19 protein-coding genes and 1 pseudogene are annotated in these 21,474 nt (G+C 48.0%); 15 read left to right on the plus strand and 5 right to left on the minus strand.

The annotated features are described in order from the left end of the window. Positions 1-60: 60 nt before the first annotated feature. Entirely contained in the window at positions 61-1,233 is a 1,173-nt protein-coding gene (locus tag HHI26_RS04065) for a GGDEF domain-containing protein (protein ID WP_171148638.1), read from the plus strand. Between the two features lie 45 nt (positions 1,234-1,278). On the opposite strand, the gene ychH is transcribed toward HHI26_RS04065, so the two are convergent. After that, positions 1,279-1,563 (minus strand): stress-induced protein YchH, encoded by a 285-nt coding sequence (gene ychH, locus HHI26_RS04070; RefSeq protein ID WP_159337251.1) that lies wholly within the window; start codon positions 1,561-1,563, stop codon positions 1,279-1,281. 274 nt (positions 1,564-1,837) lie between these two features. On the opposite strand from ychH, the gene pth reads away from it, so the two are divergent. Beyond that, entirely contained in the window at positions 1,838-2,425 is a 588-nt protein-coding gene (gene pth / locus HHI26_RS04075) for an aminoacyl-tRNA hydrolase (protein WP_133845432.1), read from the plus strand. A 48-nt stretch (positions 2,426-2,473) separates the two neighbouring features. Here pth and HHI26_RS04080 read toward each other — a convergent pair whose 3' ends face one another. Beyond that, the gene (locus HHI26_RS04080) at positions 2,474-3,154 is read right to left on the minus strand and encodes an EAL domain-containing protein (protein ID WP_171148639.1); all 681 of its coding nucleotides are present in this window, start codon (positions 3,152-3,154) and stop codon (positions 2,474-2,476) included. A gap of 137 nt (positions 3,155-3,291) precedes the next feature. Beyond that, on the minus strand, positions 3,292-4,773 hold the full coding sequence (locus tag HHI26_RS04085; RefSeq protein WP_159337253.1) for a SulP family inorganic anion transporter: 1,482 nt from the start codon (positions 4,771-4,773) through the stop codon (positions 3,292-3,294). 351 nt (positions 4,774-5,124) lie between these two features. Here HHI26_RS04085 and ychF point away from each other — a divergent pair, with 351 nt between their 5' ends. Further along, positions 5,125-6,216, plus strand: coding sequence for a redox-regulated ATPase YchF (ychF, locus tag HHI26_RS04090; protein ID WP_171148640.1), 1,092 nt, complete (start codon positions 5,125-5,127; stop codon positions 6,214-6,216). Positions 6,217-6,563: 347 nt separating this feature from the next. On the opposite strand, the gene HHI26_RS04095 is transcribed toward ychF, so the two are convergent. Together HHI26_RS04095 and HHI26_RS04100 are read right to left on the minus strand one after the other, a co-directional pair. Further along, positions 6,564-7,748: a hypothetical protein gene (locus HHI26_RS04095; RefSeq protein WP_171148641.1), complete on the minus strand. Its 1,185-nt coding sequence runs from the start codon at positions 7,746-7,748 to the stop codon at positions 6,564-6,566. Positions 7,749-8,125: 377 nt separating this feature from the next. Next, a pseudogene (locus HHI26_RS04100) lies at positions 8,126-8,517 on the minus strand (transposase); the annotation flags it as partial. 167 nt (positions 8,518-8,684) lie between these two features. Between HHI26_RS04100 and HHI26_RS04105 the strand changes: the two are divergent. The 12 genes from HHI26_RS04105 (at position 8,685) to HHI26_RS04160 (ending at position 21,470) form a co-directional block, all read left to right on the plus strand. Further along, positions 8,685-9,269 (plus strand): DUF4255 domain-containing protein, encoded by a 585-nt coding sequence (locus tag HHI26_RS04105; protein ID WP_171148642.1) that lies wholly within the window; start codon positions 8,685-8,687, stop codon positions 9,267-9,269. Next, positions 9,270-10,052, plus strand: coding sequence for a hypothetical protein (locus HHI26_RS04110; RefSeq protein WP_171148643.1), 783 nt, complete (start codon positions 9,270-9,272; stop codon positions 10,050-10,052). Positions 10,053-10,585: 533 nt separating this feature from the next. Continuing rightward, positions 10,586-12,145: a phage tail sheath C-terminal domain-containing protein gene (locus tag HHI26_RS04115; RefSeq protein WP_171148644.1), complete on the plus strand. Its 1,560-nt coding sequence runs from the start codon at positions 10,586-10,588 to the stop codon at positions 12,143-12,145. A 76-nt stretch (positions 12,146-12,221) separates the two neighbouring features. After that, positions 12,222-12,692, plus strand: coding sequence for a phage tail protein (locus HHI26_RS04120; RefSeq protein ID WP_171148645.1), 471 nt, complete (start codon positions 12,222-12,224; stop codon positions 12,690-12,692). A 49-nt stretch (positions 12,693-12,741) separates the two neighbouring features. Continuing rightward, complete coding sequence (locus HHI26_RS04125) at positions 12,742-13,218, plus strand: phage tail protein (protein WP_171148646.1); 477 nt, start codon at positions 12,742-12,744, stop codon at positions 13,216-13,218. Between the two features lie 2 nt (positions 13,219-13,220). Continuing rightward, positions 13,221-13,391, plus strand: coding sequence for a hypothetical protein (locus tag HHI26_RS04130; protein WP_171148647.1), 171 nt, complete (start codon positions 13,221-13,223; stop codon positions 13,389-13,391). 25 nt (positions 13,392-13,416) lie between these two features. Further along, a complete protein-coding gene (locus tag HHI26_RS04135; RefSeq protein ID WP_171148648.1) occupies positions 13,417-14,070 on the plus strand; it encodes a peptidoglycan-binding protein in 654 nt (217 codons plus the stop codon). Positions 14,071-14,084: 14 nt separating this feature from the next. After that, on the plus strand, positions 14,085-15,878 hold the full coding sequence (gene vgrG, locus HHI26_RS04140) for a type VI secretion system tip protein VgrG (RefSeq protein ID WP_171148649.1): 1,794 nt from the start codon (positions 14,085-14,087) through the stop codon (positions 15,876-15,878). 19 nt (positions 15,879-15,897) lie between these two features. Next, positions 15,898-16,197: a PAAR domain-containing protein gene (locus HHI26_RS04145; RefSeq protein ID WP_171148650.1), complete on the plus strand. Its 300-nt coding sequence runs from the start codon at positions 15,898-15,900 to the stop codon at positions 16,195-16,197. Between the two features lie 29 nt (positions 16,198-16,226). Continuing rightward, positions 16,227-16,676, plus strand: a complete 450-nt coding sequence (locus tag HHI26_RS04150) for a GPW/gp25 family protein (RefSeq protein ID WP_171148692.1) — start codon at positions 16,227-16,229, stop codon at positions 16,674-16,676. Next, entirely contained in the window at positions 16,676-20,647 is a 3,972-nt protein-coding gene (locus HHI26_RS04155; RefSeq protein ID WP_171148651.1) for a hypothetical protein, read from the plus strand. Before HHI26_RS04150 ends, HHI26_RS04155 begins: the two co-directional genes overlap by 1 nt. After that, positions 20,640-21,470 carry a hypothetical protein gene (locus HHI26_RS04160; RefSeq protein ID WP_171148652.1) on the plus strand — a complete coding sequence of 277 codons (831 nt, stop codon included), beginning with the start codon at positions 20,640-20,642 and terminating at the stop codon, positions 21,468-21,470. Before HHI26_RS04155 ends, HHI26_RS04160 begins: the two co-directional genes overlap by 8 nt. Positions 21,471-21,474 lie beyond the last annotated feature (4 nt).

A 21,474-nucleotide genomic window follows, 5' to 3' on the forward strand; every position in this document is an offset into this window, starting at 1 on the left:
GTTGGTAAGTATTCATTAGTGATATTTTGCTCTAATAGCTTATCCAGGAATAATCCTAAAATGGTACTCGATGTTTATACGCTGTTTGTCTGTGAACTCTATGTGCTGGCTTTTCTCAGCATTATCATGGTGTTCGCGTGGCGCGGAGCGCAGTACAGCAGAGTACTGGGGTTTAACTGTCTCTCTTTGTTGTTGAGCATTGTCGCTGTCGGCCTCAGCAGCCTGCGTAGCTCAGGCTTTATGTTTCTGCCGATAGTGGTGGGCAACCTGCTTGTCCTGTGCGCGTACGGCCTGCAACTGAATGCATTCCGTGCGCTGCGCGGGGCGCGGAGCGGCTGGCTGTGGCTGCCCGGGATGGTGGCATGGGCGGTACTCTGCCTGTTCCCCTCTTTCTACACCTCGCTACCCATGCGGATCCTGGCCAGCAGCCTGCTGTGCATTATTTATACCTCGGCGATGTTGTATGAACTGCATCGTTCACGCACCCTGCTTCCGGTAACCTGGTGGCCCGCCCAGCTGCTGCTGGGTATCCACCTTGGCTTTAATATCCTGCGGGCATTACTGGATGGCGGGATCCCTAACCCGGTACATGGTGCCATCGGTGGCTCAACCTTCTCGGTGTATGTCATTCTGGAGTCGATCCTGGTGGTCATTGGCCTGAGCTTTACCATGATGGCGATGGTGAATGAACGTACGCAGATTATCTACCGCCAGGCGTCACTGCTCGACCCGTTAACCGGAGTCTGGAATCGCCGCGCACTGTTTGAAAAAACGGCTCAACTGACCGCCAGCTGGAGTTGCAGCCAGCAGCCCTTATCGGTGATGCTGTTTGACCTCGACCACTTTAAATCGATTAACGATCGCTATGGTCATTCGCAGGGTGACCGGGTGCTGACCGATTTTTGCCAACAGGTGACGCACCAGTTACCCGCTGACAGCTATTTTGCGCGTCTGGGCGGTGAAGAGTTTGCCGCCGTCGTGATGTGCGCAGAAGGGGAATGCGTGCAGGTTGCCGAACGTATCCGCAAAGTGGTAGAGGGATCTTGCCCCGAGAACGTGAGTTATAGCGTGAGCATTGGCGTGGCAAGCTGCCAGCCAGACCGTGATGCTATCGACAGTTTAATGGCCGCGGCGGATGATGCGTTATATCAGGCGAAGGCCGCAGGCAGAAATCAGGTTAAAACCTATGGGGCCGCAAATCATGAGGATGTCAGGGGTGTTTTAGCCAGTTAAATCCGGAAACACACCGGTCAGACCGGGTGTGTTCCCGATTCAGCGTTACCGATTGTGCTGCTGGCTGGAACCATGACGGCAGCGTTTTTCACCACAGTGACGCACCCAGTAATAGCGATCGGCAATTTTTTCACGCCCGCTGATCCTTGCCCCCGCCAGCCACAGCAACGCACCGATAAAGATACTGCCGAGTGCACCATGCACCATAAACTGCGGTAAGTGGAACTGCGGTATTTGATTCACCACTGAGTAACCTACCCCGCCAATCATCACCACCAGGCCCAGCACCATCAGGGTGTTACCCAGTACATGTGTATGTTTACGTTTCATTGCGCACCTCCAGTCAGTGTAAAAAGGCAAACTCCGTTGCCAGATGCGATCAGTCTAGGCAATCTTTAACTGCTCTGATGAGTCTGCGATCACATTTATCGCTTATATTTTGACAAAACTTTACGACTAACAGACTGTTTTTATATAGAAAACGTATTATCACCCTGCTCAACCATTGTGATTTTCATCACAATGCGCGCAGATCTTTGAGTTATCGCAACCGCTTCAGTAAACTAGCCGTTTTTCACCCCGCACGTTTCAGGAAAATCTACTCGTGAGCAGCATCAAACTGATTGTTGGCCTTGCCAACCCCGGCGCTGAATACGCCGCCACACGCCACAATGCCGGTGCCTGGTATGTTGACTTGCTGGCTGAACGCCATAATCAGTCGTTAAAAGAAGAGAGCAAATTTTACGGGTATACCGCGCGCCTCAATATTGGTGGCGAAGATGTGCGGTTGCTGGTCCCCACCACGTTTATGAACCTCAGTGGGAAAGCCGTAGCGGCTATGGCCACTTTTTATCGCATTGCCCCTGAAGAAATTCTGGTGGCGCATGACGAGCTCGACCTGCTTCCTGGCGTGGCGAAGTTTAAACAGGGAGGGGGGCACGGAGGGCATAACGGTTTGAAAGATATTATTAGCAAACTGGGTAACAACCTGGACTTCCATCGTCTGCGCATTGGCATTGGTCATCCGGGCGACCGTAACAAAGTGGTAGGATTTGTCTTGGGCAAACCTCAGGCAGCGGAACAGACCCTGATTGATAACGCTATCGATGAAGCCGCGCGTTGTACTGAGGTATGGTTAAAAGAAGACAAACTGAAGGCCATGAACCGTTTGCACAGCTACAAAGCCGTCTGACCCGTTGCTATTGATTGAGCCATCGCTGGGGTGTCTGCCACAGCGGGGCTACAAATTTTCACAGCGCTGACCGTCACTGTGATCCAGATTTTCCAGTGTCAGTGCCGGGCTGAAATAACTCTGCACGCCCCAGATTTTGCTGTTACGCAATGTCTCCAGTTGCCCATCTCCGGCCACGCCTTCAACAATCACCCGATTGGTGTACTGACGAATATGGTTAATCAGTACGGTAAAAAACGGTTTATCGACGTTTTCGAGATAAAACTGCCGATCAAGTTTCACCGCTTCAAACATGTTCGACTGCAGTGCGTTGAGATTGGCATCGCCTGCGCCCAGGTCATCAAGCCAGATAATATTCAGTTGCTCAATCAAGGTCCGCAACAGCGGATTATTCATGCCATCATGCAGATTGGGAAAATCTTCCGACAGTTTCAGCCGCACAAAAGGCAGCTGGCTGAGGATTTGCTGAATAAACGATGACTCGGTGACGGCACGCGCCAGTTGAAAATCAATGGCGACACTACACAGCAAGCCGTGCTGACGAAAATAGTCCGCATACTCTTCAACGATCAGCAACTGATTTAACAACCGCTCCTGTGGCGACAGAGACGTAAGAACAGCCCCTGACAGGCCAGTGACGGCCTGGGGCTGCGGCCGGTAGCTCAGATCGATAGCGATCAACTCACCGGTAAGCGTATGAACAGGAGTACAAAAAAAATCGTTTTTCATGCCGTCGGGCCAGTTAACGGGCATCCTGCCAGTGAATACAATCGCCGCACAGATAAACTATAGAAGTAAATTCTGTATTCGCCGTCGCAGAACGACGATTTTTAGGTTATCGGCAGGACCAGCGCCAGCTTTATGGTTCAGACATCATTGCTAGCAACTTTATAATCGGGATCATCAAGTTCATGGCTGCAAAACGGCCCAGCCTGTTGCAGTAAACTGATACAATCCTCACTAAGATGACGCAAACGAAGGCTTTTCCCCGCTTCCAGATAGCGTGCCGTTAATTTATCGATCGCCTCCACGCCGCTGGAATCCATGACCCGGGTGCGAGCAAAATCAATCACCACATGATCCGGGTCCTGCTCCGGGTGAAAGAGCTCCTGGAAACTGGCCGTTGAGCCAAAGAACAGTGGCCCTTCCAGTTGATAGGTTTTCTGCCCTTCTTCCTCAGACTGCGCCAGAATACTGATGCGTGCGTGCTGCCAGGCGAAAACCAGCGCCGAGATAATCACCCCGCAAATCACCGCCATCGCCAGATCGGTAAAAATGGTCACCAGCGTCACCGCCACCATGATCACCGCATCCGCTTTCGGCATCCGCTTCAGACGACGCAGCGAGCTCCACTCAAAGGTGTTGATGCAGACGACAAACATGATCCCGGCCAGCGCTGCAACCGGCAGTAAGGCAATATATTGTGACAGACTCACGACAAACAGGATCAGCAGCACCGCCCCGACCAGATTCGAAATGCGCCCGCGCCCACCTGAGGTAAAGTTGATAATCGACTGGCCGATCATCGCACACCCGGCAAAGCTGCCAAAGAAGCCGCAGATCGTGTTACCAATACCCTGGGCTACGCATTCCTGATTTCCCGCGCCCTTCTTACTGCCCATTTCATCCAGCACGGCCAGCGTTAACAACGACTCAATCAGCCCGACCAGCGCAATCACCACGGCGTAAGGCAGCACGATTTTCAGGGTTTCCCAGCTCAGAGGCGCGGTGGGCAGATGGAACGAGGGTAGCGTGCCGGAAATATCCGCCAGATCGCCCACGCGTTTGGTGTCCAGCCCCAGACCAATTGCCAGTGCACTGATGGCAATTAAGGCGGCCAGCGAGCCGGGGATCGCTTTTGTCAGTTTTGGGAACCACCAGACGATCAGCATTGCCAGCGCCACCAGCGCATACATCACCGGCCCCTGCCCTTTGATCATCGGGAACTGCGCCAGCATGATGACAATCGCCAGCCCGTTCACAAAGCCGTAGATCGCCGGTTGTGGCACCAGACGGATAAACTTGCCCAGCCGCAAGACGCCAATCGACAGCTGAATCAGCCCGGCGAGAATGGTCGCCAGCAGAACATATTCGTAGCCGTGCTGAGTAATCAGGCTGATCAGCACCACAATAATCGACCCGGCTGCACCCGAGATCATCCCCGGTTTACCTCCGAAAAAGGCCGTCACCAGCCCGAGAATAAAAGCGGTATGTAAGCCGATGGTCGGTGACAGGCCCGCCAGCAGAGAAAATGCGGTCGCTTCGGGGATCAGCGCGACAGACACCACAGCACCGGCCAGTACGTCATTTTTGACGTCACTCGCCCTGAAATTGCTCAGGTTAAACATGGTCTTTCCATTATTTTAATGTGATCGTTTTTCTGCGCCCCGGCGTTCGGGCACAGCTGGCTCGTCAGAGTGACGAGTGGCGGCAACAGGCATTGCGCTGGCGGGGGGCTCTTAAGGTGGCGTAAGCAGGAAGCGATGCATCTGCGTGGTTCTCCGGTTTCTGTAAAGACACGTCAGTATGAAAAAATGTGAGTTCGATCTCAAGAGATAACTTCACCCGTGCCTGAGAAATCACCCGCCTCCGGGCGGTAATTACGTGTATAATGCGCGGAAACTTTTAAGACAACCGTCTGTGACACTATCAGGGCACGTAAAAGTGCGTTGATTATCAAGCTATTAAGGTGATTCAACATGGGATTCAAATGCGGTATTGTGGGCCTGCCTAACGTCGGGAAATCCACGCTGTTCAATGCGTTAACCAAAGCGGGCATCGAAGCTGCGAACTTCCCGTTCTGTACCATTGAGCCAAATACCGGCGTCGTGCCGATGCCTGATTCACGTCTGGACCAGCTGGCTGAGATCGTTAAGCCACAGCGCATCCTGCCAACCACGATGGAATTCGTTGATATCGCCGGTCTGGTAAAAGGCGCGTCCAAGGGTGAAGGCCTGGGTAACCAGTTCCTGACCAACATCCGTGAAACCGAAGCCATCGGCCACGTGGTGCGCTGCTTCGAGAACGACAATATTATCCACGTGAATAATAAAGTTGATCCAGCTGACGACATCGACACCATTAACACCGAGCTGGCGCTGTCCGACCTGGACACCTGTGAGCGTGCGTTGCAGCGCGTGCAGAAGAAAGCCAAAGGTGGCGATAAAGACGCGAAAGCTGAACAAATTGCGCTGGAGAAGTGCCTGCCGCATCTGGAAAAAGCCGGTATGCTGCGCGCGCTGGATCTGAACGAAGATGATAAAGCCGCCATTCGCTACCTGAGCTTCCTGACCCTGAAGCCCACCATGTACATTGCTAACGTCAACGAAGACGGTTTTGAAAATAACCCGTACCTCGACATCGTGCGTGCAATTGCAGAGAAAGAAGGTTCTGTTGTGGTACCGGTGTGTGCTGCCGTAGAGTCTGATATTGCTGAGCTGGAAGATGGCGACCGCGAAGAGTTTATGGCCGAGTTGGGCATTGAAGAGCCAGGCCTGAACCGCGTGATCCGCGCTGGTTACGCCCTGCTGAACCTGCAAACTTACTTCACCGCTGGCGTGAAAGAAGTGCGTGCATGGACTATCCCGGTGGGCGCAACGGCTCCGCAGGCTGCCGGTAAAATCCACACCGACTTCGAGAAAGGCTTTATCCGTGCTCAGACCATCGCCTTTGATGACTTCATCACCTATAAGGGTGAACAAGGCGCGAAAGAAGCCGGTAAAATGCGTTCAGAAGGGAAAGACTACATCGTGAAAGATGGCGATGTGATGAACTTCCTGTTTAACGTGTAAATAAACGCTGTTGTCTTATGAGGTTTCATTGAATCTTATAAGAATCGCGAAAATCGATAAAATCCACGTGTTGCGTGGATTTTTGTTTTTATAATGCCTCATGTGAACAAACAGGCATTGAATGCACAACAAAATGGCAAGCTATTATGCTGTTTTGACGTCAGTCGAGGCTAATATCAAGTTCACTATTGCATATAGCAAATATGGTGAATGCTGACGCGACCTGACGAAAACATCAAATATGTGTACTGAGGTAATTTTATCACCTTCAGCCAGGTGGAAAAATTTACTATGCCACTGCATTTTTTAGTGCTTTGTTATGGAATTATATTTACAAGGGGATAATTTTAAATATCGGGAGATACTTCAATAATCCTTTCCAAATCATCCTCGCGCAAATTAAAATAATCCAACACTCTGGGATCTTCCTTGTATTTTTTTAAGTCTAACTGCTCCAACTCATTTATATAAGCAACGTTAGTAATTATAATACCCTTAAATCTATATTCTCCACTTTCATGAACTTCGCCTAATTCATGTAATTGAGCATTTCCATTACTAACTATCCACCTTGCATAATTTACTAATGGGTTAGCATTTCTGGATAATGCAATTTCAGTTGCAACTTTTATGGGTAAATCAGGATCAACCTTTCTTTTTTTGTCATGCTCGGCCTGTTTGCGCTGCGCCTTTGATTGACTTCCGCTACTCCAGTGCTTCGCAATATAAGGAACAACCGTTTTAGGATCAACAGGCACCCCTGAAAACTCTGGCAGGTCTATTAAATAATCGTATTTTCCAGATATATCACTTGGTGGTCTTCTGACATTTGTTATGTAGGGATTTCTCTGAGAAAGAGCACGCATAGTCAAAGCTTCTTCAATTGCTTTTCTTCTGTCCGTAGGAGTTAATTCGGCAAAAATAGTCTCTGCTTCTTTAATATTTGAAGCCATCTTAATACGATCAGTTATTAAGTCATTCTCTGAGGCCAGAAGCAAAAAATTAATTTTCTCATCCTCTGTTTGTCCATATAGTGCAACTGAAAGTAATGTTGGATCTAAAATTTGAAATTTATCCTGTTGCCCCTTCGCACTTTCAAATCTGTGTTTCGATAAGGATTCAGGCGCCTCTGCACCTAAAGTATATTTCATTGCTTTATTTAATGTTAATTTCTGACGCTCACTGTTTATATCAAAAATCGGAACTTCCCCCGGATTAGCTTCAGGTCGGCGTTCCATATATCTTAAAAACCTGTCATTCTCAGCTTCCTCACTCGTAGCAAAAAACTTCGGTTTGAAGCTTTCATCATCAAACCATTTCGACTCATCACCTATCTTGACGGATACTATTTGGCGCTGAATAATATCTGACTGCTTTTCACTATTTTTTTTATTGATGGTAATTGATGTAAGAGTATCCGGTCGATTATCAAAAAATCCAAAAGCTTGTTTTACATCAGCTTTTTTATTAGAAATTGAATTGGAAACGGTTCCATTTTTCTTATTTTCTGTTCTTTCTACTTTTTCATGCATATTTCAAACCTTTTTAAATTGGTTTTGTTCGATGCAATAGGCCTTCTTAATTACCTATAACAACCTGGTCATTGCAGATCGACCTTACTGAAATTTGGCTATTTAACACCTGCATACCTCCTGACATGGCCCAGACTCATTCCACTGATGTTTTCCATGCCACTTTTCAGGTTATCAAGGAGTCCGGTTTGATTGGCCTTTCTTTCGTACATCACAAACAAATCATAGTGCGTTACCACTACTGGTCAACCCCTGTAACGAATCCACAGATCATCGTTTAAGGGGCTTTGTTGAATAAATCAGATATTACTCCCACTCAGTCGTTGATTCGCCACTGCACGATTGCGGTCTGCATACTCCTCAGGTCAGTAACCTGCGCCTTCGCCGAAGACCTTCAGTCCTGTGGAATCAATCACCAGATGCGCGATCTCAGGCCGGGTGGGTGTTTTAAAACTGACATTAACCGACTTTACCCACTTGCTGACACTTGTGTAATCCGGGCAGCGCAGTGAGACCCCCATCAGAGCAAAGATGGAATCAATAAAACCCTGTGCTGCCCGCAGGGTCAGCCGAAATACACGTTTAACCACCAGGACAGTGGTGATGGCAAGGTCCGCATAGCGCTGAGGTCGTCCTCGCGAGTTGAGCGTTGCTGATTCATACCAGGCCTGAAGGCTTCCTCATCCAGCCAGAAAGTGATGGAGCCACGGTTGACGAGCGCTTTGTTGTAGGCGTTCCAGTTGGTGATTCTGAACTTCTGATTTTCCATGGGACGACCCGTGTTGCAGGATGATGCGTGCTCTGATCCTTCAATTCAGCAAAAGTTCGATTTATTCAACAAAGCCCGTTTAAGGTTGTAAAATCCTCAGCAAATGCGCTATAGCTATGAAATCTCAGTTCGGATCGTCATTTTCTTTTCTTGATCGGGAACATCTCATGCTGGATCTATGCCTGGATTACTTAAAAGACAGAATGAACCACTCCGTTAAAAACGTGTTTGATTTAGCCGAGGACCTGGTGATGGTATCTCCGCCAGCAGACCTCGATGGCTCAAAGTCGTCAAAAATACAAAATAAGGTTCTGATTTTTATTAGTAACATTGAAAAAGATACATTTTCAAAAAGTTACCGACAAGAGTTCAACCACACAAGTAATAGAAAAGCGATGTCATTGCAGCCGCTTTTTATCACCATGACAGTAACCGTTGCGGCTAATTTTAATTCAAACCACTACGCTGACGGATTGAAAGTGCTTTCTCATTTTCTGGCTTTCTTTAACCGTCATAACAGCTTCAACCGTCAGAACGCCCCCGATCTGCCTGAAAAAATTGAACAAATTAATATGGAACTGGAATCCATACCGGGTGAGCAATTAAACCACATGTGGGGAGTATTCGGCTCACACTACCTGCCGTCCTGTATTTACAGAGTGAGAGCACTGATACCGGATAGTGAGTCTATTCTGTCTCAGGTGGGTAATATCCATTTATCAGATACCACTCTGGCAAAAAGAGGGAGCTAAATGGCAGACTATCAATCCATCTTAGCCATTAGTATTATGCATGAATATTACAATGCCAGTAGTGAGGGATCCGCCCCCTTTGATCTGATACCCGACCGGGAAACTGCTTTGTTACTCAGGCAATACGACATTCTGCTGAAACCTGCGCGGGGGTTTACACAACTGATTGCCGATACCGAACGGTTTAACGACCTGGCTGAGTTGACGGATACATTTACCGTAAGATTCTACCTGTTAAGCACCGACCCCGTTATCAGAAGCATCACGCAAATGCCCAACATGTTCGATATTGCAACGATCAATGCAGAATTTACAGATAGCGCTGCGCTGGATATCAGCGCAGAACATTGGAGTGATAAAAATCAGTTAAATACTACTAACACCTTGGATGATATTGCTCTCTATAACAGAAACTTCATCAGCATACTCATCATCACGCTTCCAAAGCGACACTTTACCTTAGAGAAAAAGTCCATCACCGTTCGGTTCAACACCATCCCTGTCTATTGGAAATATTATCTATTTTCGTTAAGTAGCAAAAAAAATCTGAATATATCCCCCTTATTCACCGAGCAGGAGCAGGAACAGATCGCCAATAAAACGGCAAGGGTTTTTCTATCCAACAATCAAATACCCTTAAGAAAAATTTACACGGAATATTTTTCACTGTCGGATGATAAGAGTATTATTATTAAATCCCTTCCCCTGCCTACGCCAGATAATATTTCAACATTTATCGCCGAAGGGTTAAAAAACGCTATCGCTCATATCTATGTTAACTGACAACGGCTGAGCCGGGATACGTATCAATGGGGGAGAATCATGAAGTGCTATGCACCTGCAGTGTTAAAAAAATGTAATCACCTTCTTAGTAATGCAGGCTGATGCTTAAGTGACTTAGGAATACCAGGCCAGAAAAAACTCAGTGATACCGGGTTATCGGTATCAGGATAAGCGCGGTACAGCCTGTTTGATTGCGTCACTTTCGCTAGCCGTAGTTAGTACATGATAAAATCCCTCGCCGCCGCAATCTTATTTTTTTCATTAATTTCAATTAATTAACAACAAACCCATCCAACACTCACGTCAGAACAGGTCCCGTACTGCGCAATGCCTGCATGGGTAAAAATGAAAAAACGTGGTTAGGGTTTCTTAACATCAACATCAACAGTTGACAGAAAACACAGAAAACGCTATACCAGATACATCAATATATTTAATCAGATAGTTCTTATTGAATGCCTTTCTTAACAACGTTCATTCCTGTGTGTTAACAGTTGGCATGGTTGCAATTCAATTACATGAAGGTCCAAACTATGGGCGTAATGAAAACACCTGGCGTATATATTGTTGAGCAGAATGCATTCCCGAACTCTGTTGTTGAAGTTGCCACTGCGGTTCCCGCGTTTATTGGATATACCGAGAAAGCGGACAATGGCGGCAAATCCCTAAGCAACCAGGGATGGCGTATTACGTCCATGTCGGAATATCGTCAGTATTTTGGCGGGGAACCTCAGCACTTATTTGAAATATCCGAAGTCAGCAAAACTCCCGATGCTAATACCCGAGAAGCATTCAAGCAGTCAGGGAAAACCTACCAGATAACGCAATCAAACACCCGCCATCATCTTTACTACAGCATGCTATTTTTCTTTCAAAATGGTGGCGGCCCTTGTTATATCGTTTCTGTAGGGAATTATGCCGACGATATCGATGCCGGGGCATTAAAGGGGGGGATTACGCCGCTAATTAAAGAAGCTGAACCCACCATGCTGCTCATCCCTGAAGCAATACAACTGGCAGAAGACGACTGTATTAACGTCGAACAGGCCATGCTGGGCCATTGCGGCGGCAAGATGAAAAACCGTATTGCTATCTTAGATATCTGGAACGGCTACAAAGACCGTCAGCATCCTGATGGTGACTGTATTGAAAACTTCCGTTCTAAACTGGGTACTAATTATCTCGATTACTCTTCCGCCTATTACCCGTGGCTGAACACCTCAATCGTGCAGGACAGCGACGTCAGTTTCCTCAACATCAGCAATGTCGATAAGCTGGCAGAACTGCTGAATGGCGAAGTCGCAGCGGTATTCAGTGACTTAGAGGGCCTCTCGGAAGAAGAACTCAGTACGGGCGGCAACAAGCTGAGAGCAACGCGCAAACAGGCCATGCTTGATGAAATTGCTAAATTAAGCAGCGAGATAGCACGGCCTGATGCAGTGCTGCTGCATAAAATCCTTTCGAATATGAGTTCGCTATACCAAACCATTATGGCGGACATCAAATTACAGCAAAATATCTTGCCACCCTCTGCGGCGATGGCCGGTATTTATACCATGGTCGACAACTCGCGCGGCGTATGGAAAGCCCCTGCTAACGTCAGCGTCAATGCGGTGATCTCTCCCACCGTTAATATCAGCGATGATGAACAGGAAGATTTAAACGTCACAACCCAGGGTAAATCGATCAACGCTATCCGGCCATTTATCGGTGAAGGCACATTAGTCTGGGGGGCCAGAACGCTTGATGGTAATAGCTTAGACTGGCGATATATCAACGTCAGACGCACGATGATTATGCTACAGGAGTCAATTAAGCTGGCGTCCAAAGCCTATGTCTTTGAGCCGAATGTCGCCAACACCTGGGTTTCTATGGAAAGCATGCTGGGTAACTTCCTCTACGGTATCTGGAAACGAGGCGGATTAGCAGGTTCCACGCCGATCGAAGCTTACAATGTCAGCGTTGGTCTGGGTAAAACGATGACCGGTAATGATATTCTGGAAGGAATTCTGCGTATTACCGTGTTGGTCGCTATGGTTCGGCCAGCTGAGTTTATCGAAATCACCTTCCAGCAAAAGATGCAGGAATCATAGATTCTGACCGCTGCATTACTGTGTGGATAGCATTCAGTATCGTCGAGTATAACGTGGATAGCTTCAGGAGATTCCCATGGCAGATGATGGCACAGCTCAATCCGAAACCGTATGGCCGATGCCGAAATTTCATTTCGAAGTGAAATGGGATGGCGGTGCAGGTGCCGGAATGGTTTCAGCATTTCAAGAAGTCTCTGGACTTGATTTAGAATCACAACCCATCGAATATCGCGCGGGTAATAGTCCTGTCTTTTCGACCACAAAAATGCCCGGACTGATAAAAACCGGTAACGTCACTCTTAAGAAGGGTATTTTTAAAAGTGATAATAAGTTCTACACATGGTATTCGAAGATCAAGATGAACACCATCGCCCGCACCGCCGTCACCATAAACCTGTTAGATGAAAGCGGAGCACCCGTAATGAGCTGGAAGCTAAAAAATGCCTGGCCCACCAAAGTTACCGGCACCGATTTAAAGTCGGACAGTAATGAAGTGGCGGTTGAAACCATTGAACTTGCCCATGAAGGTTTAGAAATCTCCGTCTGATTTCGTTCATTGAGCAACACCTTATTTCCGGGATATAGAAAATATCATCATGGAACCCCAAAAAGGTACGGGTGCAGTTCAGGGCGATGGCGACTGGCCCCTTCCCGCTTTCTACTTCAGCGTTTCTATCAGTGGCTGTGCGGATGACACAGCCTTTCAGGAAGTCTCAGGACTGGAGTTCCAGATAGAAACTGAAGAGTATCGCGAGGGAGGGAATAACCTGGTTTACCATCTGCCCAAAACTATAAAAAGTAGCAATTTAACGCTAAAAAGAGCGGTGACGGACAAAAAATCTAAGTTGCTTGCCTGGTGTCTTGGCATTTTGAATGATGAACTATCAAAGCCAATTCTCACTAAAAGCGTGTCGATTAATCTGTTAAATGAGAAAGGAACGACCTGCAGGAGCTGGACTGCCTCCAATGCCTATCCGGTAAAACTGAAGATGGCTCCTTTTAACTCGACTCAAAATGACATAGCCATTGAAGAAATAGAAATTTGTTTTAATCATTTAAAAAGGAACTTATAACCGTGCCAGTAGAAATAAAGCAACTTGTGATTAAATCAAAAACAATCAATGACGATACTAAAAAAGCGTCTTTCGACTCTGAGCGGTCAAACTATGATGCTGAAGAAGACCTGCCGGAAAAAAAGCTGCCCTATCACTTTATGACGTCGCCTGATACCACAAGAGAAAGATAAGTGATTTCAATAAAGGGAGTGCGGCATGGAAAAAATCACAATAAAGTCAGTGACGTCTAAGGGTAATGTCGCACAAACTTTTTCGGCAACGTTAAATCCTAACAGCATTAAGCATAATTTTGGTATTACCTACACCAATAGAGGTCCGCAGCAGCAGGGTGATATCTCGCCTACTACAACGTTTAAAGGCTATGAGACCGAAAAGCTGGACTTCGAACTTCTGCTCGATGGAACCGGAGTAACGGGCAACACAAGCACAAACACCGTGCAGAAGCAGCTTGCCACGCTTAAAAAAGTGACCTACGCCTACAATGGTGAGCAGCATGAACCCTACCCGGTAGTGATATCATGGGGTTCATCGGTAAGCTTCCGGGGTCGCTTAACCTCTATCAGCATCAATTACTCTCTCTTTGATTCCTCTGGCAATCCATTGCGTGCGACGGTATCGCTTAGTTTTGCAAAGTACTTAACTCAGCAAGAAAAAAGTGCGTTAAAAAAGCAGTCCTCTCCTGACTTAACCCACATCATTGAATTTAAAGCGGGAGACACCCTCCCGATGCTATGTCATAAACTCTATAACGACAGCAGTTATTATGTTGAGGTTGCCCGTGCAAATAATTTAATCAGTGCAAGACAGATAAAACCCGGAACAAAAATTTACTTCCCCCCTTTAACGTAGACATCGGGTTAATTATGGCCACATCACCATTAAGCAATGACAGCACTGGCGTAATCTCCTACACCATTAAAATTGGTGGCAAAGCGATTGACAGTTCCATTGGCGTTATCGCCATCCATGTTCATTACCACATCAATCATATTGCGACAGCAGAGATCACCATTAGCGATGGTGATATGCCCTCCCAACGTTTTGATGTTAGCGATGCCGATACGTTTAAACCAGGATCAGTCATTTCTATTTCTGCTGGCTATGCAAGTGATGAAACGACTATTTTCGACGGCATTATTATCAGTCATGGCATAGAAATCACGGCGAATAACAGCTCATTCCTCAATATTGTATGTAAAGATCAGGCCATTGCGATGACTATCGCTAAGCACAGCCAATGTTTCCTCGCTCAATCTGACAGTAAAATCATGAGCAGTCTGATCGCAAAATACCCCAATGTCTCCGGCTCCGTCGGCAGCATTGCCGACCCCTACCCTGAACTTGTCCAGTTCAACAGCACTGACTGGGATTTTATCCTCGCACGCGCTGAAGCAAATGGTTTTGTGATCACCAACCAGTCCAATAAGGTCACCGTTGATAAACCGGCAATCAGCGGCGCGGCGGCCCTCGTTGTAACCTATGGAACGGATTTAATGTCGTTCTCGGCAAAAGTGGATGCGCGAAACCAGCTCAGTTCGGTCACCGCTACCGCCTGGGATTCGACTACGCAAAACATGCTGACAGGCTCCGGTTCAGCTCAGTCCATCTCAGGGCAAGGCAATTTCACCAGCGCAGATTTAGCCAAGGTATTTGGCATTAGTGATTACCAGCTGCAAACCGCCTCCACTATCAGCACGGATTCTCTGACCCGCTGGGCTAATGGTCAGCAGGTTAAAGCCATGCTAAGTAAAGTTCGGGGCAGCGTCACTTTTCAGGGAAACGCCAGCGCCACCATTAACAGCTTACTGGAGCTTGTTGGCGTTGGTGAGCGCTATAACGGTTCACATTATGTGGGCGGCATTCATCACAGTATTGAGAAAGGCCAGTGGATTACCACGGCCGAACTGGGGATGTCGCCGATGTGGTCGGCGGATCATCGTGATATTGGTGCGCCACCGGCTTCAGGGTACTTACCGCCTGTCGATGGACTGCAAATCGGCGTCGTGGTCAAATTAGATGGCGATCCGGATTCAAATTATCGCATCCAGATAAAACTCCCGACGCTGAACAGTGAATCTAATTTAATCTGGGCGCGATTAGCCACTTTTTATGCATCATCAGGTTTCGGGAATTTTTTCATTCCTGAAGTCGGTGATGAGGTGATTGTGGGCTGTATAAATCAGGATCCCAGCAATCCCATTATTCTTGGTTCACTGTATAGCAGTAAAAATAAAATGCCTGAAGAGATTACGTCAGATAACCATATCAAAACCATCGTCACCAAAAGTAAGATGAAAATCATCTTTGACGATGAAAATAGCATCATGACGTTAAAAACACCCAACGGAAATTCCATTGAGATTAGCGACAAAGGAAAATCCATCACCCTGACCGACCAAAACAGCAATACGATAAATATGGGTGAAAACGGCATTGCGATAAGCAGTAATAAAGACATCACTCTCTCAGCGAAAGGAACGATAAATATCAACTCTACGGGTGATACAACCGTTAAGGCCACTGGCGACGCTAAAATTTCCGCTCTAAATATTTCAGCCCAAGCTAATACCGGATTAACGCTGAAAGGAAATGCAACTGCTGAACTTTCCTGTTCAGGAATGACGACGATCAAAGGTGCCCTCGTCAAAATTAATTAACGATTTGCGGAGTTGACCTATGTCCTTTGCAGCAAGAATTACGGACTTACAAATGTGTCCGATGGCAACCCCGGCGCTCCCTCCAATTCCTCATGTTGGCGGGCCCATCATAGGACCGGGTGTACCAACGGTCTTAATTGGATCGTTACCCGCCGCAGTCATGGGGGATAGCTGCACCTGCGTTGGGCCGCCATCAACCATTATTAAAGGTTCGGCCACCGTGCTGATTGGCGGCAAACCTGCGGCAAGAATGGGTGACACCACAAACCACGGAGGCACGATCGCGCTAGGGTGCCCCACGGTCATCATTGGCGGTTAATCACCGGCAACAGGAATAGCGTGACATTTATGACAAACGACAACGCATTTTTAGGGACAGGCTGGGCATTTCCACCCAGCTTTACCGGACCCAATCATCAGGTCGTCATGAGCTCTGATATTCAGGATATTGAACAGAGCTTAACCATTCTCCTCTCCACGACCCCTGGGGAGCGCCTGATGACGCCTGATTTCGGCTGCCGGATTAATCAGTTTGTCTTTGAAGAACTCACGCAGACGGTATTAACTCAGCTCACTTCTGAAATTCGCCATGCCATTTTATTTTTCGAATCGCGCATCAATGTCGAGGATATTTATTTTTTACCCGATCCCCTCTCGGGAAAATTGATTATTCAAATTGACTACAGCGTTATCACCACTAATACCCGTAGTAATATGGTTTATCCCTTCTATTTAAACGAAGGCACCTTGATATCACAGAAACTCCTCCCGTTACCTGACGAGTGGGATATCACATAATGACCTCACGGCAACAGCGGCAGGATGAGGCGATAAATTCATCCATCGTTCACCCACACGAGCTGAGCTTCGAGCAGTTGGTGGTCTGGGCACAACAATTTGCCCAACAGTTACCTTTCAGAAACCTGCAGGATCAGGCTGACGGTCACTGGGGAAGTTTATTTCAAAAAAGTGAAGTCGTGGTGTGTGCCACGATTGCCACCTGTGATACCAAACATATTCAGGCACAATTTAAGCAAGCCCAGGAACAGGGTGAAAATGTGACCGTCGACTTTTTACTTATCCTGCTAAAACGGTTGCAGGAGTGGTATCAACACCTTCCAGGCACCCCGGAAAGCGCTTACCAGTTTAAATACTACCTGCTGCATGAATATCAGTATCACCTCTCGTTGCCGCTAAGCCTGGTGATAACCCGCTTACCCGAGCAATTCCTTCATAGCGTACAGTCGCTTGATCCGTTATGGAATCTTGATCAACACACGCTGGATACCGCATCGCCGGTATTACAGCACAGTAGCTTTAGTGAACAAACGCGCCACTGCTTTGCGAAAATCGTTTATGTCATTGAACAGATAAAACAGCAAAGCCAGCAGGTACTGCAGGCCGCGTTAGTACATCAGGAAAATAATCCGCAGCAGGCGCTCTATTTTGCCTTTCTGAAATTGTTTGAACGGGCCCAGCAAAGCCTTAATCAATTCACGGAAAAACATCTGCAATTTTATTACCAGCAGGTTTTGCAACAAGGTAAGAAAGCCACACCAGAGAATTCGGTATACCTGAAGCTCTCATTAAACAATCGAACCCATAATACCCTTCAATTTGAGCGAGATGCCGGGTTCAGCCCTGGCGATGACCCTGACTTTAACCCGATCGTTTATCGTAGCCTTTACCCGATTGAAGTCACGGATGCCGAGGTTTCTCACATCCTCAACCTCACGCTACAGCGCGACCCGCTCGTTTCGCCTGAAAAGGAAACGGGCTTGGTCTGCGGTGTCAGCGGACAGCGCCGGATGATATCGACCAGCGCAGCTGGGGATGATTTCCCGAAAGAGCAGCAATTTACTATTTTTAACAACAAGTATAAAACCGAAGACAACACGCAGCCGATGGGGCTGATTATCACGGATCCCCTATTTTCGATGCAGCAGGGCAACCGCAGCATCGAAATCGTGGTTCATCTCAAAGAGGTGCGTTCGAGCATCGTGGCTCAGGAATTACTGGCAGTGGAGGATGATGATAAAACCAGCGCATCGTTAACACGAATATTTACGCAATTACTCACCACACATGCCCATCTGCTGGAGGACTGGCCCGCCCGGATGACCACCAGCAAGCTGGTAGAACCGATCACGCCGGAGCAACTCGGCCAGTTTCGACGTCTCAAACCATCACTGCGTGTTTGGGCAGCCTATAAATTATTTTATCTGCAAATACTGCAGTTTATCGGCTCTACCCCGGATGAAGGGATGCCCTATGGACTCTCTAAAACAGACCTTCTGTTTCGTGTCATCGGTCAGATCGTCAGCCGACGCTGCCTTTACACAGCGCCATGGTTAACCGAATCAGATATTGCGGCAGTCCTTGCCCGTTTAACACCGATGATTGCGCAAGAGGCAACGGCTTACACCACAATCAAAGAGCTGCTCAGCCACTCCGCTACGGCGGCTTTTTATCAACTGTTCCAGGGCGTTTTCCATATTGAAGCCTCCACTGAAAATGGTTGGGAGGAGCTTGATAACGTGGAACTTTATCCCTGCGCCGCCCATGAGTGCCAAATAGGATTCAAGGTAAAATGTCATGTGGATACCGGCTTTGCGCCCATCATCCCTCGCCATGCGCATCTCCCGCACAGTGCATCGCTAAGGATCACGCTGAAGCGGCAAAGTAACTGCTTCCCGTATGCGATTTTCCGCGATTTTGAATTATCAAAGCTGGCGATGTCGTCGCAGGTGAGCGGCGTAACTCAAATGCAATTATTTAACCCCGAGGGGCAAGTAGACTCCTCACAGCCCTTCTTCATATTTGGCTCTCAGCCTTATCTTGATGCTTATATGGTGATAGCTAACGAAGAGATTGCCCGCAAATCCCTTAACCAATTGTCATTGCACCTTGACTGGGGGAACCTGCCGCGAGGTTCAGATGGCTTCAGGCAGCACTATGCTCACTATCCTTACCGATACACCAATACCAGTTTTAGAATTCACGCAGAAGTGCTCAATAATGGGCAGTGGGTTGAGTTCGGCCCCGCTGATATACCGTTATTTACGCCAGCCAGTGGTGCGCTTCACCATAACAGACACCTTCATTTTCCCAATATGAAAAACGGCTACACGCCAGTGACGCAGCCCTGGCCCAGGGTGCCCCATAGCAACCAGTCTGGCTTACGAAACGGGCTGTTTAAGCTGATGCTCACAGGCCCGGAACCGGCATTTGGTCACAAAGATTATGCCCCTTTACTGAGCGATACCCTGACGTATAACGTGGCCAAAAAGCATAAAAGAACCTTGCCTGATCAGCCCTATACGCCGTTAGTTACCCGTATTGCCATCGACTATTCAGCGGAATCAACCATCGATTTATTAAGTACCGACCGTCATAACCAGAGTGAAATCGTTCACTTGCACCCTTTTGGCGAAAACATCATTTATCCGCCAAAGCAAACTCACCAGCGCCACAGACCGCGATTCTTCCCAAATTACCAAGAGGATAGCCACTGCTTTATCGGTATCACTGCGACGGAACTATCGGGATATTTAAATATTTTCTTTGTATTTGACGGTAACTCCCGACTGCTGATGCCCTACCCGTCTACCGCTTATTGCTGGTATTACCTGGTGGATAATGAATGGCAGGCACTCAACCCGCACCAGATTATTCATGACACAACCCTCAACTTTCTCACGACCGGTATTGTCACCTTAGACCTGCCGGATGAAATCAACACGGACCACACCGTGATGCCTTCGGGCCTGTTTTGGCTGCGCGTGAGTACCAGTAAGGGAATAGACCATTATCCTGACTGTCTGCATGTCGCCACGCATGTCGTAGAAGTCACGGGTAAAGGCGCGCCCCTTGCCGACGATGGCATTACCCCGCGCTCATTTTCTGCATGGCGTAGCACACCACGAAAAGCCAATCTGGCGGCTATCGCACAACTGAATGCGATAATAAAAATCCCCGAAACGGAGAGCGATCGGCACTTTCAGATGCGGGTCAGTGAAAGCCTGCGTCACAAAGGCAAAGCCTTAACCCCGTGGGATTACGAGCATCTTATTCTGGAACACTTCCCGGAAGTGGGTTCCGTACACTGTTTCCCTACCCGCAGCTATTATTCTCATGTCCAGCAGCCCGGCTGTGTATTGGTCATCGTGACCCCGGTCAATACCGATTGCGATCACTCGCTCTGTTCGCCAAAGCAGTTAGATTCGTCATACCTGCTCACTATTCGCCGTTTCCTGCTGGCCGTGTCTCGCCCGCAAGTACAGATAGAAGTCCGTAATCCTGGCTACGAAAAAATCCAGATCAGGTGCAAAGTCACGTTAAAAGACGGTATCAGTCATGGCCCCGCATTACGCCGACTGGAATATGCAGTCAAATCGCAATTATGCCCCTGGGAGCCGGATACCCTGAATACAGGGCTAGGATTCTGCTTATCACTTGAGAAGCTCAGCGCCTTTATTCTCAGGCAAGAAAACGTCGTAAAGGTCAGTGCACTTTCCGCGCTGAAAATCAGTATTGATGAAGATACGGAATACTCGCTCCAGGACAGTGCGGCAACCCATCAAGCCATTCGTGCTGCCTACCCATGGTATTTATTGATTCCTGAAGAACATCAGTACATTCAAATTTCACCCGACAACCTGACCCATCAACCCGTTACCGTTGGTATTGGCGAACTGGTTATCGGGGAACAATTTATTGTCAGCACATCAACATCGTCTGACCCTGAAGGCGCAAAAAATAATGGCTAAACGTAACCGAAGCACGCTTAAGAATTATTTTCGTCATGGGACCATGCCATCAGCCGAACATTTTTCAGACCTGATTGATTCATGCGTCAATCAGAGTGATGAAGGGTTTATCAAGCCGCCGGAAACGGGCCTTCAGCTAAGAGCATTAGATCAGGAACATTTGCTGAGTTTTTACCAGCAAAACAGCCCCGACACTCCGCGCTGGCACGTCGGATTTGCCCCGCAGAGCATTAATTTGCACTTCTTCGCCAACCCAACTGCCGATATCACAGAGGAGAGCCAGGAGGATGCCGGATCCATAAAAACGATTAATCTCTCCATGACGCCCAAAGGACATGTGGGGATCAACACCGCGACGCCTCAGCAGACCCTCGATGTCAATGGCACGATCGCGTCACAAGGAAGAATGGGCGCGGTGTTGCTTGACAGGCCCATCCCCGCAGATGGCGAATGGCACGACATCACCCCCGACCTGGAAGGGTGCCATATGTTCGAAGTGGTCGCGGGGATCGGCATTCGCTACAGCGGGCGCTATGCGCTGGTGCACGCCATCGCCATTAATACCTGCGCGCCCAATAAGCGTTGGTGGCACTGGGAAGATAAAAACCCCATCCATATGACTCAGGCATTTTTTCACTCTTCGGCCGACAAAATCCAGCTACGCTGGCGACAACACAACCACAAAGGCACCGTACGCCCTTACGCATTACAAATTCGCACCAACACGCCCTTTGGAGAAGGCCAGACCATCCAGTACCACATTACGCAATTGTGGAATGACCCCTTTATGCAGCAATGCCAACACGTGGCAACAGGGGAATAAATTC

The organism is Erwinia sp. JH02, assembly GCF_013074405.1.
Classification (GTDB): domain Bacteria; phylum Pseudomonadota; class Gammaproteobacteria; order Enterobacterales; family Enterobacteriaceae; genus Erwinia; species Erwinia rhapontici.

Excerpts from the sequence above, each read along its gene's own strand:
- HHI26_RS04065 (WP_171148638.1), top strand. The coding sequence starts at position 61 with ATGGTACTCGATGTTTATACGCTGTTTGTCTGTGAACTCTATGTGCTG.
- ychH (WP_159337251.1), bottom strand. The coding sequence starts at position 1,563 with ATGAAACGTAAACATACACATGTACTGGGTAACACCCTGATGGTGCTG.
- HHI26_RS04080 (WP_171148639.1), bottom strand. The coding sequence starts at position 3,154 with ATGAAAAACGATTTTTTTTGTACTCCTGTTCATACGCTTACCGGTGAG.
- HHI26_RS04085 (WP_159337253.1), bottom strand. The coding sequence starts at position 4,773 with ATGTTTAACCTGAGCAATTTCAGGGCGAGTGACGTCAAAAATGACGTA.
- ychF (WP_171148640.1), top strand. The coding sequence starts at position 5,125 with ATGGGATTCAAATGCGGTATTGTGGGCCTGCCTAACGTCGGGAAATCC.
- HHI26_RS04095 (WP_171148641.1), bottom strand. The coding sequence starts at position 7,748 with ATGCATGAAAAAGTAGAAAGAACAGAAAATAAGAAAAATGGAACCGTT.
- HHI26_RS04105 (WP_171148642.1), top strand. The coding sequence starts at position 8,685 with ATGCTGGATCTATGCCTGGATTACTTAAAAGACAGAATGAACCACTCC.
- HHI26_RS04110 (WP_171148643.1), top strand. The coding sequence starts at position 9,270 with ATGGCAGACTATCAATCCATCTTAGCCATTAGTATTATGCATGAATAT.
- HHI26_RS04115 (WP_171148644.1), top strand. The coding sequence starts at position 10,586 with ATGGGCGTAATGAAAACACCTGGCGTATATATTGTTGAGCAGAATGCA.
- HHI26_RS04120 (WP_171148645.1), top strand. The coding sequence starts at position 12,222 with ATGGCAGATGATGGCACAGCTCAATCCGAAACCGTATGGCCGATGCCG.
- HHI26_RS04125 (WP_171148646.1), top strand. The coding sequence starts at position 12,742 with ATGGAACCCCAAAAAGGTACGGGTGCAGTTCAGGGCGATGGCGACTGG.
- HHI26_RS04135 (WP_171148648.1), top strand. The coding sequence starts at position 13,417 with ATGGAAAAAATCACAATAAAGTCAGTGACGTCTAAGGGTAATGTCGCA.
- vgrG (WP_171148649.1), top strand. The coding sequence starts at position 14,085 with ATGGCCACATCACCATTAAGCAATGACAGCACTGGCGTAATCTCCTAC.
- HHI26_RS04145 (WP_171148650.1), top strand. The coding sequence starts at position 15,898 with ATGTCCTTTGCAGCAAGAATTACGGACTTACAAATGTGTCCGATGGCA.
- HHI26_RS04150 (WP_171148692.1), top strand. The coding sequence starts at position 16,227 with ATGACAAACGACAACGCATTTTTAGGGACAGGCTGGGCATTTCCACCC.
- HHI26_RS04155 (WP_171148651.1), top strand. The coding sequence starts at position 16,676 with ATGACCTCACGGCAACAGCGGCAGGATGAGGCGATAAATTCATCCATC.
- HHI26_RS04160 (WP_171148652.1), top strand. The coding sequence starts at position 20,640 with ATGGCTAAACGTAACCGAAGCACGCTTAAGAATTATTTTCGTCATGGG.